The following is a 13,596-nucleotide window of genomic DNA, read 5'->3' on the forward strand; positions in this document are numbered from 1 at the left end:
TGCGCGTAGGCTGTCCCGGTGGCTGACCTCCTCGTCTGGATCGACTGTGAGATGACCGGGTTGGACCTCGGCAGTGACAAGCTGATCGAGGTCGCGGCGCTGGTCACCGACCCTGACCTCAACGTGCTCGGTGATGGTGTCGACGTGGTGATCCACGCCGACGAGGCGGCGCTGGAGGCGATGCCGGAGATCGTCCAGACGATGCACGCCAAGTCGGGCCTCACCGAGGAGGTCCGTCGGTCGGTGGTCACCCTGGCCGAGGCCGAGGACCGGGTGCTTGAGTACGTGAGCACTTTCGTGAAGGACCCGCGTACCGCGCCGCTGTGTGGCAACTCGATCGCCACCGACCGCGGCTTCATCGCGCGGGACATGCCCCGCCTCGATGCGCACCTGCACTACCGCATGATCGACGTGTCGTCGATCAAGGAACTCTGCCGCCGCTGGTACCCCCGCGTGTACTTCGGCCAGCCGCAGAAGGGCCTGGCGCACCGGGCGCTCGCCGACATCCGCGAGAGCATCCGCGAGCTGGAGTACTACCGGCGCACCATCTTCGTGCCGCTGCCCGGCCCGGACGTCGAGACGGCCAAGGGCATCGCCGCCGAGCTCTGATCCGGCGCCGCTCGGCCGGCGGGGAACCCGCTGGACGCCGTGCGCGGTGGTGGGGCTATTATTGGTCCGCACGACGCCCGGGGCGACAGACCGAGTGTCGGAGGCATGGTGGCTGTAGCTCAGTTGGCAGAGCACCGGGTTGTGGTCCCGGTTGTCGTGGGTTCAATTCCCATCAGTCACCCCAATACTCAGGCCCCCTCCTCGGAGGGGGCCTGAGTCGTCGCAGGGGCTGATCACTCCGTTTCCAGGAATCCGGGGTGTCCCGTTAGCGGGGACACCCCGGATTCCTGGAAACCGGTGTCGATCTGGATCAGGCGGTCGGCGTGGGCGACGGGGTGCCGGCGGCGTCCGGGGCCGCCGGGGCGTCCGGGTCGTACGGCAGGGCACTGCCCTTGACGTACTCGTCCCAGCTCATGTTCCAGTCCGTCCAGCCGTTGCCGTTCTGGAGCTTGCGCTCGGTCCCCTTGACGGTGATCGGGTCACCGACCTCGGTGTTCTTGAACAGCCAGTCGCCGTTCGCCATCGACACGTTCACGCAGCCGTGCGAGACGTTGACGCTGCCCTGCTGGCCCTCGGACCAGGGGGCCGCGTGGATGAACTCGCCGCCCCAGGTGAGGCGCTGCGCGAAGTCAATCTTGGTGCGGTAGCCGTCCTCGGGGCCCAGCTCCTCGAACGTGTCGAAGACGGTCTTGCGCAGCTTCTCGATGACGACCATGGTTCCGCTGGACGAGGGGGTGCTCTTCTTGCCCAGGCTGACCGGGATCGTCTTGATCACCTTGCCGTCTCGGGTCACCGTCATCCGCTTGGTCTTGTTGTCCACCGTCATCAGCAACTTCGGGCCGATCTTGATGTCCACCGACAGGTCCGCGCGGCCGTAGTAGCCGTCGCCCATCGGCAGGCCACCCGCCTGGACGCGGTACGAGACCTTGCTGTTCGCCTTCCAGAACTCCTTCGGCCGGTACCGGACCTCGGTCGGGCTGACCCAGTGCCAGATGCCCTCCTGGGCCGGCGTCGAGGTCACCGTCATGCGGCGCTGCACGTCGTCGCGGTAGTCCTCCGGGATGTCCCGGCTGAACTTCACGATCAGCGGCATCCCGACACCGACCTGCTGGTTGTCGCCGAGGAAGCTGCTCACCCGGATCTGCTTGTCGGGTTTGGCCATCGTGGTGAAGGTGCTGGTCGCGGTGGCCGGCAGACCGTCGTCGCCGGTGGCCGTGACCGTGGCGGTGTAGCTGGTGCCGTACGCCAGGGCTTCGCTCGGCAACCACGACTTGCCGTCCGCCGCGAGCGTCCCCTTGACCGCCTTGCCGGCCGCGTCCTTGAGCTCGACGGCGGTCTCCTGGGCGTCCTTCGTGGTGAAGGCGATGCCGGTGGAGGCGGGGACGTCCTTGGCGTCGGCCGCCGGTTCGGCGATGGTCGCCGAGGCCTTTGGCGCGGGTGTCTCGGCCCCGCCCTGCCACGAGGACGGCTTGCCGCCGCCGTCGCCGTCGGTGCAGGCGGAGGTGAAGGCCAACGCCACGGCGAGGAGCCCCGCCGCGAGCACGCGGCGTCGCCCGCGGGGCCGGATCAGCTGGTCCTGGCTAGCTCGCATGATGTCCTCACAGTCGTGGTCGCTGACCCATCGTCTCCTAGAGACGTGCCAGAACCGGTCCTGGTTGCCGAGGGTGGGCAGAAACACGCCGTACACGATGTCGGATTTTTGTTACTATCCGGCGTTTCGTGATTGAGATTCGTCTTCCTGCCGAAGCCGAAGGGTCTCCGCCGCCGTCGTCACGTCGCGGGCAGTGCAAGGGTACGCGCCGGCCCGTGCCATCGGCAGGGCCGGCGCGACGACGCCGGACGCTCAGAGCGCCGCGCCGGATCCACCCTTCGGTACCGGCAGCGCGCTGCCCTTGATGAACTCCGACCAGCTCAGACTCCACGCCGTCCAGCCGTTGCCGGCGGCGATCTTGCGCTCGGTGCCCTTGATCGTGATCGGGTCACCGATCCGGGTCTTCTCGAACAGCCACTTGGCGTTGGCCGTCGACACGTTCACGCAGCCGTGCGAGACGTTCTGCCGTCCCTGCACGTGCTCCGACCAGGGCGCGGCGTGGATGTACTCGCCACCCCAGGTGAGCCGCTGGGCGAACTGGATGTCGGTGACGTAGCGGTTGGCCGGATCGGGGTCGTCACGGGTGTCGAAGACCGTGGCTTCCTTCTTCTCCATCACGACCATCGTGCCGCTGGACGACGGGGTGCTCTTCTTGCCCAGGCTCACCGGGATGGTGCGCGTCAGCGCGCCGTTCTCGTACACCGACATCTTCTTCGTGGCGTTGTCGACCTTCATCACCAACGACCGGCCGATCTTGGCGGTGGCCTTGCGGTCGATGTCGCCGTACCGGCCGTTGCTCAGCGGCACCCCGGCCAATGCGATCCGGACGCTGATGGTGGTGCCCGGCTTCCAGTACTCCGGCGCCCGGTAGTACGCCTGCGTGCCGTTGTCGACCCAGTGCCAGGCGCCCGGCTGCGGCGGGTCGGTCTTGACGAACATCCGCTTCTGCACCGCCGCCCGGTCCTTCTTGGGGATGCCCGGGTGGAACTCGGTCACCACCGGCATCGCGACGCCGTAGCTCTTGTCGTCGAAGAGGTACAGGCCGGACCCGATTGTCGACTTCGGCTTGGCCATCGTGGTGAAGGAGCTGGTGCCCTGGCTGCTCGTGCCGTCCGGCGTGCTCGCCGTCACCGTGGCCGTGTACTTCGTCCCCCACTTCAGGGGCGCGGACGGCACCCAGGCCGAGCCGTCGGCGCGGAGTTTGCCCTCCACGGTCGCGCCGCTGGCCGCGGTCAGGGTGACCGCGGAGACCTTCCCGCCGCTCGGCAGCTTGGCGCTGATCTCCGTACTCACGGGCTTGTTCTTCGTGCCGTCGGCCGGGCTCAGCGTCAGCGCCGGCCCGCTGGGCGCGCTGGGCTCGCCGCTCGTCGACGGCGAGGCCGAGTCGGGTGCGGTACCCGCATCCGCCGACGTCCCGCCGACGAATTCCGGTTTCTTCTGCTCGTCGCCGCACCCGGTCAGTGCCAGCGACGCCGCCAGGGTCAGAGCGCCCACCACCGCCCCGGCTCGCGTGAACCGTGCCATCCCCACCTCTGTTCTCGCGTACCTGGCGGACATCGTGCCGCATCAGTGGCCGGACCCACGCCCCCGTCCCAGGCCCGAGGGAAGGTTTGTGGCTGTATGCCCGTTAAGCTCGACCGAAGGGGGGAGTCGGGTAACCGGATTGGAGCCCGCGTTGGCGGGGTGCTAATGTTCTCTCCGTTGCCGAACGAGCGCCGCTAGCTCAACTGGCAGAGCAGCGGACTCTTAATCCGCGGGTTCGGGGTTCGAGTCCCTGGCGGCGCACCAAACGAGCAAGGCCCCGATCTGGTGATGACACCGGTCCGGGGCCTTTTTCGTGCGTCACTCAATCGGGGACCGAAGCTCGCAACCGTGGCCACTGCTGCTCGGTCCAGGCCCGCAACAGCCACTCCGTCGGCCCGTACCGGAACCGTGCCATCCACGCCGCGCTGGCCGCGAGCTGCACGCCGTAGATCGCGAGCGCGACGAGGAGTACGACCGGAGGCGCGACTTCACCGGCGAGGCCCAGGCCGACGCCGGTGAAGACCAGTACGCAGAGCACCGACTGACCCAGGTAGTTGGACAGGGACATCCGTCCGGCCGGCGCGAGCACGGTCACGACCCGTCGTCCCCGGTCGGTCGCGAAGAACTCCAGGAGCGTGGCGGCGTACGCGGCCGCGAGCAGCGGCGCGGTCAGGACGCCCACCGTCACTCCGGTCAGGTTGCCGGTGCCTCCACCCGAGGCGAAGACCACGGCGCCGGCCAGGCCGACCGGATAGCCCACGCGCTGCACCCGGCGCAGGAGCTGCCGGTTTCCCACGACGTCGGTGAGGAGCCGGCGACGTCCCGCCGCGTAGCCGAAGAGGAACGCCGAGAGGGCGAGCGGCCCCTGCACGAGGAGCGTGCCGACCATCGCGGGCAGCTGGCGTACGTGCTCGGCGATCACCGCTCCGAGCCCGCCCTGTAGCGCCTCGGTGGACCGCTGCCCCGCGGCGAGCGCCGCCGCCGGGTCGGTGACCAGTTCGGTCCCGCCGACGGCCGCGAGCGCGAGGACGAAACCGATCCCGGCGGTCAGCAGTACGGCTGCGCGCAGCGCGGTCCCGACCGCGACTCGCCGCATGGCGAGCAGCACCAGGCCGAGAAGCGCGTACGTGGTCAGGATGTCGCCCTGGAACAGCAGCACCGCGTGCAGGACGCCGAGGACGAAGAGCCCGACCAGCCGTCGCCGGAACCGGGGGACGATGTCGACGCCGCGCCGGGCGGCGGAGTCGAGCTGGAGGGTGAAGCTGTAGCCGAACAGGAAGGCGAAGAGCAGGTACGCCTTCATCGCGAACAGCAGCTCGACCAGCCACAGTGCCGTCTGGTCACGCCACGAGTCGTGCGCGGGATCGGGTACCAGGTGGAAGGGGTAGCCGGAGGCGAAGAAGGCGATGTTGACGAGCAGGATGAGCAGCAGCGCCACGGCGCGCAGGGCGTCGACGTCGGCGATCCGCGAGGAGGTCCCGGGCGGCTCTGCGAGCACGACTGGCGGGTCTTTGCTGGAGAACTTCACGACTACCCCCGTAAGCGACAGAGAACCTGTTCGCAGGCTATGAAACGGCCCGTCCGGGGGACAGCCGGTGAGCGGGCCTGTCGCCGGTGGGGCAGGCCCTACCCTCCCGCAGCGACCGGTCCCCGACAGAGCACGGGAATCCCGTCCGCGCGCCCCTACAGTCCCCACCATGAAATGGACGCTGCGATCGGCCGCCGTACTCGCCGTACTCGTGACGGCCCTGGTGGCCGGGGCGGCGAGCGCCGCCGCGGCGCCCGACGGCGACGGCCTGGGCCTGGCCCTGCGGCCCGGGCAGGCGGACTACCGCGCCGGTGACCAGGTCCGCCTGGACCTCACCGTCACGAACTCCACCGGGTCGGCGTGCGCGCTGCCCACCACGGCCGTCGGCACCGTCCAGATAACCGGGGTACGCCGGGACGGGCGCGATCTCACGCCCACGCTCGCCCGCAGCTTCCACGACGACGGGATCGCCGCGGCGGCCACCGCCGGTCTGACCACAGTCGAGCCCGGTGCGACCGCGACCGTGACGCTGACCGGGATCCGGCTGGGTGACGCGCCCGGCGAGGTCGTGCTCCGCTCGGTGGCGGCCACCGGGGACGGCGGCGGTCTCGACTCGCTCTGGCCGGTCGGCGCTCCCGGCCGGTACGAGGTGACGGCCGGCTACGTGCCACTGCCGGTCACCGGCGCGGTCGACCCCTGCACGGGCGCGACGGCCCTGCGAAGCACCACGTTCACGGTCGGCGACGGCGGTGCGTCCGGCCGCCGCTGGCTCTGGCCGGTCGTTGGCGCGTTGCTGCTGGTGCTGCTCCTGGCCGCGCTGGTGATCCTGCTGCGCGTACGCCGCCGGCCGACCGCCGCGACCGCGGTCCTGCTGCTGGTGGCCGTCGGCGCGCTGGTCGGCGGTGGGGCCCGCCCGGCCCGGGCCGACTACACGGTCGACCCGACCTCCGGCGTGCCGATCAAGGGCGTCGACTTCCAGGCCGCCGTGGACGGCTGTCTGAGCGGGTTCGCCGCGCCGGGCGGGGATCCGTCCGGCATCCTGCCCCGGCTGAAGGACAAGAAGAGCCCGAAGGTGCGGATCATCCCCACCCCGGGTGGCTCCGGCGCGTTCGAGACGCCGGACAGCCCCGACGGCAAGGGCTCGTCCACCGTCACCTGGAACCCGACCTCCACCGACCCGTACGAGGACGGAGTGGCCCGGGATCCCTGCGCCGCGCTCTACCACGAGCTGAACCACGCCGACGACATCTCCCGTGACGCGGTGCCACCGGGCGAGTGCGGGAGCACGGGCATTCCCACCGCCGAGGTGCGGGCGACGTTGGCGGAGAACCGTTACCGGGCGGCGAAGGGCCTGCCGCCGCGCAAGGACTACAAGGGCAAGCCGCTGCCGAAGAGCCTCGACGAGTGCAAGAAGCCGCCGAAGAAGACGCCCCCGCCGAAGGGGCCGGTGAAGATGTGCGAGGACGGCGCCGACTGCGGCGGCAGCAACGGCGACCCGCACCTCGTCACGTTCGACCGGGTCGCCTACGACTTCCAGGCCGTCGGCGAGTTCACCCTGGTCGCCGCGACCGGCGGTGACCCGCTGGAGGTCCAGGTCCGGCAGTCGCCGATGGCGGGCTCCCGCTCCGCCTCGGTCAACTCGGCGGTCGCGTTCCGGGTCGGCGTCCACCGCGTCGCGCTCACCCTCACCGACGGCGCCACCCGGGTGCACGTCGACGGCACGTCCGTCGCCGCGCCGCCGGAACGGACCGACCTGGCCGGCGGGGGCAACCTCACCCGCCGTCCGTCCGACACCGGAGAGACCGACGGGTACGACGTGACGTGGCCGGACGGCTCGGCGGCGGCGGTGGACCAGATCGGCCGTTACGGCTACCGGGTGCTCGTCCGGCTCGCCGACGGCCGGGCCGGGAAGGTACGCGGCCTGCTCGGCGACTTCGACGGCGACCCGGCCGACGACATCGCCCCCGCCGGCGGCGCGGCCCTCGCCCAGCCCGTGCCGTTCGCCACGCTCTACCCGTCGTACGCGGACAGTTGGCGCCTCACCCAGGACCGCTCGCTGCTCGTCTATGGCGACGGCGAGGACACCACCACGTTCACCGACCGGACCTTCCCGGAGCGGGAGGTGACCGTCGCCGACCTGGACCCGGCCCGGCGTGCCGCCGCCGAACGGATCTGCCGGTGGGCCGGCGTCACCGCCGCCGGCCCGCTCGCCGACTGCGTCTTCGACGTCGCCGTCAGCGGGCGTGGTGAGTTCGCCGTCGCCGGGGCCACCACCGAACGGATCGCCCCTCCCGCCGCCCCGGCGATCACCGCTGAGCCGATCGCGACGGCCAGCCTCACGCCGGGCGGCGAGCCGCTGACGTTCACGGGTCGCGCGGGCGATGCCGTCTTCGTCGACGTCACCGCACCGGGGATGGCCGACCGCTGCTCGCCGTACGTGCTCACCGACCCGACCGACCGGCTGGTCGGGGCCGGCTGCGTCATCGGCGGCGTCGGGTACATCGACCGCGTCGACCTCGCGACCACCGGCACGTACGCCGTGCGGGTGGCCGCCGCCCCCGGTGACACCGGGCGAGCCGCCGTCCGGGTGTACGTGGCCCGGGACGTCGACGGCACGCTGCAGGCGAACGGCCCGGAGGTCACCGCGAGCCTGGAACAGCCCGGCGCGGCGGCCCGGTACCGGTTCGCCGGGCAGCAGGGCGAGCGCGTCTTCGTCGAGGTGCCCACGAGCACACTTCCCAACCAGTGCACCCCGCTGGAACTGCGCGACACCAAAGACCGGCTGCTGAGCAGCGGCTGTGTGATCAACGGCGTCGGCGAGATCGACGGCACGCTGTTGCCCGCCGACGGGACGTACACGGTGGTGGTCGATCCGACCGGACGCACCACCGGCACGACCACACTGCGGCTGGTCAGCAGCCGCGACCGGGACGCGACGATCGCGGTCGGCGGTCCGCCGGTCGTCGCGGACGTGGACCGCCCCGGTGCGGTCAGCGGCTACCGGTTCACCGCGACCGCCGGCGCCTCCGTGACGGTGACCGCGACCGCCGCCACCCTGCCCGACCAGTGCGGTGTGCTGGAGCTGCGCGCTCCGGATGGCAGCCTGATCACCAGCGGCTGCGTGATCAACGGAGCCGGTGACATCGGGCCGACCACGCTGCCGGCAACCGGGGAGTACACCCTGCTGGTCGACCCGTCCGGGCCCGCGACCGGCCGGGTCACGCTGGCGCTGCGGTGATCGGTGGCTGCTGAGCGGTACGACACGCCGGGCGGCGTGCTGCTGAACAGCCACCGATCGACTCGGGTCTAGCTTTTCCGGTGCGCAACTACTGCCGCTTGGGGAGCAGCAGTTCCTCGTGGTCGAGTTCCCGCTCCAGGACCCGCAGCTCCTCGTCCGGGAGTCGCCCGGAGTCACGCCAGCGCACCAGCTCCTCGCGCTGCGCGTCGAGCGCGGTACGACGGACCCGCAGCGCCGTCTCGTACTGTGGTGACGTGGGGATCTCCGTCGATCCACTCTGTTCGAGCAGGTCCAGCCGGCCGCGATAACGCGCGAGGCGGGCCAGCAACTGGGTACGGGTGGTGTTGACGGCCACCGCGCTGTCCGGCTCGGCGGCGGCGACCTCGTCCAGGCGGGCCAGAGCCGCCTCGACCGCCGCGGAGCGGGCCTCGTTGCGTACCCGGGCCTGGTCGGTTTCGTTGGCACGCAGGCCGAGCATCCGCACGAGCGGTGCGAAGGTCAGACCCTGGCCGACGAGTGTCACGAGCACGACCACGAAGGTGCAGAACAGCAGCAGGTCACGGTCGGGAAAGGGCGACCCGTCGTCGGTGGTCAGCGGCAGGGTGAAGATCGCGGCCAGGCTGATGACGCCGCGCGTGCCGGACCAGCTCAGCGCCACCACCTCGCGGGAGTTGAGCCGGCGGGCGTTGCGGCCGGCCCGCGCGACCTGCCGGGCGGTGTTCGGCTCGTCGGCGTCGTCCTGCTCGGAGACGCCGCCGAGGCGGGTGTGCAGGGACCGGGGAAGCGACTGGGTCAGCACCAGCCACGCGGGACGCAGGAGCAGCACCACGCCCACGGACACCGCGACGGCGATGACGATCGTCGACGTGTCGTACTGGCGCAGTCCCTTGACGACCTCGGGGAGCTGCTGGCCGATCAGCAGGAAGACGAAGCCTTCGAGGAGGAAGTCGACGAGGCGCCACACCGCGCTGGTCTGGAGTCGGGCGGCCCCGGACCCGACCTGGGGCGTCTGGTGGCCGACGATCAGCCCGGCGATCACCACGGCGAGTACGCCGGAGACGTGCAACGCCTCGCCCAGCAGGTATGCCACGAACGGTGTCGCGAGCGAGATCGCGTTGGACAGCAGCGGATCCGCGGTGAGCGGGCGGGCCAGTCGTTTCGCCCAGGCGACGGCCACGCCGACGGCGACGCCACCGACCGCCGCCAACACGAACTGGGCCACGGCGGCGGGGAACGAGAACGTGCCACCGACGGCGGCGGCCACCGCGACGCTGAGCATCGTCAGCGCGGTCGCGTCGTTGAGCAGCCCCTCGCCCTGGATGATCGTGACCATCTTCGGTGGCAGGTTGACCCGGCGGCCCACCGCGAGGGCGGCCACCGGGTCGGGCGGGGCGATGGCGGCGCCGACCGCGATTCCGGCGGCCAGGGTCGCGCCCGCGACGAACAGGTGGAACCCGAGGCCGACGAGCAGCCCGGTGAGGAGCACCAGCAGCACCGAGAGGCTGACCACGATGCGCAGGTTGCGGCGGATGTCCAGCAGCGAGGAGTCCAACGCGGCGCTGTAGAGCAGCGGCGGCAGCACGACCATGAGCACCAGCTCCGGATCGAGGCCGATGTTGGGGCCGGGTAGCAGCGCGTACACGATGCCGATGAGCGGCAGCAGCGCGGCGGCCGGCAGGCCGGTACGGGCCGCCACCCACCGGACGGCGACGATGACCGCCACGGCGGCGAGCACGAACAACACCATTGAATGGGCGCTCACCTGGTGACGTCCCCCCGGATCGGCGCGTGGATCTCGGGGTCGACCCTACCTGCCACCGGAACGTAGGGACTCGTCGCGGGCTCGCCCGGCCTTGCCCATGTATTGGTGCGCTTCTATAGTTGCGCGATCACCACATTCATGGCCGTGGTTACGCGGCCGGGTCGTCGAAGCGCTTCGACGATTCGTCGTTCAGGCCCGTCAGCCGGGTGTCGAGCCTGGCCACGCCGGTCTTGGCGCTGAATCGCGCCTGTCGTACGACATGAGGAGAACCGCATGCGGAAGTGGCGCCTTCGGCGCGGAATCACCGCGCTCGCGCTCGCCCTGCTCGTCCTGCCAACCGTCCCCGGCACGGCACACGCCGACCCCACCTACCCGTTCCGTGACCCCCGCCTGCCCGTCCAGGTCCGGGTCGACGACCTGCTCGGCCGGCTCACGCTGGACGAGAAGATCTCCTGGCTGCACCAGTACCAGCCGGCCGTTCCCCGGTTGGGTATCGGCCTGTTCAAGACCGGCACCGAGGCGCTGCACGGCGTCGCCTGGTCGACCGACATCGACAACAACGGCGCGGTGGTCAAGGCCCGCGGCACGTCCTTCCCGCAGCCGGTGGGCATGGCGAGCACCTGGAACCCCGACCTGATCCAGCGGGTCGGGTCGGCCGTGGGCGATGAGGCGCGCGGCTACCACGCGCAGAACCCGCGGGTCTGGGGTCTCAACCTCTGGGCACCGGTGGTCAACCTGCTCCGCGACCCGCGCTGGGGTCGCAACGAGGAGGGCTACTCCGAGGACCCGCTGCTCACCGCGAAGATCTCCACCGCGTACGGCTCGGGGATGACCGGGGGCGACCCGAACCATCTCAAGAGCGCGCCGACCCTCAAGCACTACCTGGCCTACAACAACGAGGTCCGGCGCGACGTCACCTCGTCGAACGTCCCGCCCCGGGTGCTCAACGAGTACGACCGGGCCGCCTTCCAGCCGGCCATCGCCGCCGACGCGGCGACCGGCGTGATGGCCTCGTACAACCTGGTCAACGGCCGCCCGGCGACCGTGGATCCGGACCTGGCGACGGTGGTACGGAGCTGGACCGACCAGCCCCTGATGAACGTCACGGACGCCTGGGCGCCGAACAACCTCGTCGCCTCGCAGGGGTACTACCCGACCCAGGCGCAGGGGAACGCCGCGATCGTCAAGGCCGGCCTCAACAGCTTCATCACCGACGACACCAACGCCCAGCCGACCGTCACCGCCATCAAGCAGGCCCTCGCCAGCGGCCTGCTCACCGAGGCGGACATCGACGCCCGGATCGCCGAGATCCTGAACCTGCGCTTCCGCCTGGGCGAGTTCGACCCGGGCGGCGGCCGGTACGGCGGCATCACCCCGGACGTCATCAACAGTCCGGAACACCAACGGCTGGCCCGTCAGGCCGCCGGCGAGGCGATGGTGCTGCTCAAGAACTCGCGGCAGGCCCTGCCGCTGAACCCGGCCCGGACCCGCAAGGTGGCCGTGCTCGGCCCGCTCGCGGACACCCTCTACACCGACTGGTACGGCGCCGACCTGCCGTACCAGGTGACCGCGCTGGACGGCATCCGCGAGCGGTTGGGCAGCTCGGCAAGCGTCGACGGGCTCGACGGGGCGGACCGGATCGCGCTGAAGGATCCCTCCACCGGCCGGTACGTGACGGCCACCGGCACCACCGACGCGGACCCGGTCGCCGCCACCGGCGCCGACGCCTCGCTCGCGGCCCAGTTCGACAGTGTCGACTGGGGACAGAACGTGGTGACACTGCGCAACGCCGCCAACGGCCGCTACCTCGGCTACAACTGGGGACCGTTCGTCACCCGCGACGAGCAGCCGAACGGTTGGTACGTGCAGCAGCAGTTCACGCTGGAACCGCAGGCCGACGGGACGGTCGCGTTGCGCTACGCCGGCTACGAGACGACGGAGAGCTGGTTCGGCGTCAACACCTACGTCACGGTCGGCGACGACGGCGCGCTCAAGCTCGGCGCGTCCACCGCGGCGGACGCGACCCACTTCCAGCGTGAGGTGATCAGCAGCGGGGTCGACCGTGCCGTGGCGGCGGCCCAGGCGGCCGACACCGCCGTCCTGGTCGTCGGCAGCAACCCGTTCATCAACGGGCGAGAGGCGCACGACCGCACCTCGATGGCGCTGAGTGCCGGCCAGGAAGCGCTGGTCAAGGCCGTGACGAGGGCCAACCCACGGACGGTGCTGGTGCTGCAGACCAGCTACCCGGTGACGATCGGATGGGAGCAGGAGCACGTGCCGGCGATCGTGTGGACCACCCACGCGGGCGCGGAGACGGGTCACGCCGTCGCCGACGTCCTGTTCGGTGACCGCAACCCGTCCGGCAAGCTCACCCAGACCTGGTACCGCTCGGACCGGCAACTGCCGCCGGACCTGCTGGAGTACGACATCATCTCGTCCGGGCAGACCTACCTCTACAGCGCCGCGAAGCCGCTCTACCCGTTCGGCCACGGGCTGTCGTACACCGGTTTCCGGTACGGCCAGCTCCGCGCGGACGGCCGTTCGGTCGCGGCGGACGGCACCATCACGGCCCGCGTCGACGTGACCAACACCGGTAGCCGGGCCGGCTCCGAGGTCGTCCAGCTCTACAGCCACCAACGCACCTCGCGGGTGAAGACGCCGATCCGGGCGCTCAGGTCGTTCCAGCGGGTGGACCTCGCCCCCGGGCAGACCCGCACCGTGACGCTGCGGGTGCGCGCCGCCGACCTCGCGAACTGGGACGTCACCCGGAGTCGGTGGGTGGTCGAGTCGTCCGTGTACGACCTGATGGTCGGCGCGAGCGCCACGGATGTCCGGGCCCGCACGGCGGTCACGGTCCGCGGTGAGACGATCCCGGCCCGGGACCTGACCCGGACGATTCGCGCCGAGAACTTCGACGGGTACGCGGGGGTCCGGCTCGTCGACGAGACGAAGGTACGCGGTACGGCCGTGGGCGCCACCGCAGCCGGTCAGTGGATCTCCTTCGGGAAGTCTGCCCTGCGTCCGGGCGGCCACACCTTCACGGCTCGGGTCGCCAAGGCCGCAGCGGGCACCGGCACGATCCAGGTTCGGCTGGGCTCGCCCACCGGCCGACTGCTCGGTACGGCCACCGTGCCGAGCACCGGCGACGACTACCGGTACGTCAGCGTGAGTGCCGAGGTTGCCCGGGTTGCCGGGACCCACGACGTCTACCTGGTGTTCGACTCTCCACTGCGGCTGGCGGACTTCTCGCTGCGCTGATCCGGACGGGTCGGGGCCGGGGGCGGGCGCCCCCCCCCCCCCCACCCCAAATGACTAAAGGGATGTTCGGCCAGTCAAACAGCGGG

The 13,596-nt window shown here is 71.0% G+C and carries 7 protein-coding genes and 2 tRNA genes; 5 read left to right on the forward strand and 4 right to left on the reverse strand.

All coding sequences use genetic code 11. The annotated features are described in order from the left end of the window. Positions 1 to 18: 18 nt before the first annotated feature. Positions 19 to 609 (forward strand): oligoribonuclease, encoded by a 591-nt coding sequence (gene orn, locus ACIA3K_RS15010; RefSeq protein WP_396801517.1) that lies wholly within the window; start codon positions 19 to 21, stop codon positions 607 to 609. 108 nt (positions 610 to 717) lie between these two features. Next, positions 718 to 793 (forward strand) — tRNA-His (locus ACIA3K_RS15015). 126 nt (positions 794 to 919) lie between these two features. Here the strand turns inward: ACIA3K_RS15015 and ACIA3K_RS15020 are convergent. Next, a complete protein-coding gene (locus ACIA3K_RS15020) occupies positions 920 to 2,200 on the reverse strand; it encodes an Ig-like domain-containing protein (RefSeq protein WP_396801750.1) in 1,281 nt (426 codons plus the stop codon). 252 nt (positions 2,201 to 2,452) lie between these two features. Further along, entirely contained in the window at positions 2,453 to 3,724 is a 1,272-nt protein-coding gene (locus tag ACIA3K_RS15025; RefSeq protein WP_396801518.1) for an Ig-like domain-containing protein, read from the reverse strand. A 188-nt stretch (positions 3,725 to 3,912) separates the two neighbouring features. Between ACIA3K_RS15025 and ACIA3K_RS15030 the strand changes: the two genes are divergently transcribed. Beyond that, a tRNA-Lys gene (locus tag ACIA3K_RS15030) sits at positions 3,913 to 3,988 on the forward strand. 58 nt (positions 3,989 to 4,046) lie between these two features. On the opposite strand, the gene ACIA3K_RS15035 is transcribed toward ACIA3K_RS15030, so the two are convergent. Beyond that, positions 4,047 to 5,252 carry a DUF418 domain-containing protein gene (locus ACIA3K_RS15035; protein ID WP_396801520.1) on the reverse strand — a complete coding sequence of 402 codons (1,206 nt, stop codon included), beginning with the start codon at positions 5,250 to 5,252 and terminating at the stop codon, positions 4,047 to 4,049. 169 nt (positions 5,253 to 5,421) lie between these two features. Between ACIA3K_RS15035 and ACIA3K_RS15040 the strand changes: the two genes are divergently transcribed. Further along, positions 5,422 to 8,490 carry a VWD domain-containing protein gene (locus ACIA3K_RS15040; RefSeq protein WP_396801522.1) on the forward strand — a complete coding sequence of 1,023 codons (3,069 nt, stop codon included), beginning with the start codon at positions 5,422 to 5,424 and terminating at the stop codon, positions 8,488 to 8,490. An 88-nt stretch (positions 8,491 to 8,578) separates the two neighbouring features. Here ACIA3K_RS15040 and ACIA3K_RS15045 read toward each other — a convergent pair whose 3' ends face one another. Further along, entirely contained in the window at positions 8,579 to 10,237 is a 1,659-nt protein-coding gene (locus ACIA3K_RS15045) for a Na+/H+ antiporter (RefSeq protein WP_396801752.1), read from the reverse strand. A 288-nt stretch (positions 10,238 to 10,525) separates the two neighbouring features. On the opposite strand from ACIA3K_RS15045, the gene ACIA3K_RS15050 reads away from it, so the two are divergent. Next, positions 10,526 to 13,510: a glycoside hydrolase family 3 C-terminal domain-containing protein gene (locus ACIA3K_RS15050; RefSeq protein WP_396801523.1), complete on the forward strand. Its 2,985-nt coding sequence runs from the start codon at positions 10,526 to 10,528 to the stop codon at positions 13,508 to 13,510. The last annotated feature ends 86 nt before the right edge of the window (positions 13,511 to 13,596 follow it).

Origin of the sequence: Micromonospora sp. NPDC051543, from assembly GCF_044454415.1 — a bacterium.
Taxonomy (GTDB): Bacteria; Actinomycetota; Actinomycetes; order Mycobacteriales; family Micromonosporaceae; genus Micromonospora.

Bases quoted from the DNA above. Each gene is read 5' to 3' on its own strand.
- ACIA3K_RS15020 (WP_396801750.1), bottom strand. From the start codon at position 2,200: ATGCGAGCTAGCCAGGACCAGCTGATCCGGCCCCGCGGGCGACGCCGC.
- ACIA3K_RS15045 (WP_396801752.1), bottom strand. From the start codon at position 10,237: ATGGTGTTGTTCGTGCTCGCCGCCGTGGCGGTCATCGTCGCCGTCCGG.
- ACIA3K_RS15025 (WP_396801518.1), bottom strand. From the start codon at position 3,724: ATGGCACGGTTCACGCGAGCCGGGGCGGTGGTGGGCGCTCTGACCCTG.
- ACIA3K_RS15050 (WP_396801523.1), top strand. From the start codon at position 10,526: ATGCGGAAGTGGCGCCTTCGGCGCGGAATCACCGCGCTCGCGCTCGCC.
- ACIA3K_RS15040 (WP_396801522.1), top strand. From the start codon at position 5,422: ATGAAATGGACGCTGCGATCGGCCGCCGTACTCGCCGTACTCGTGACG.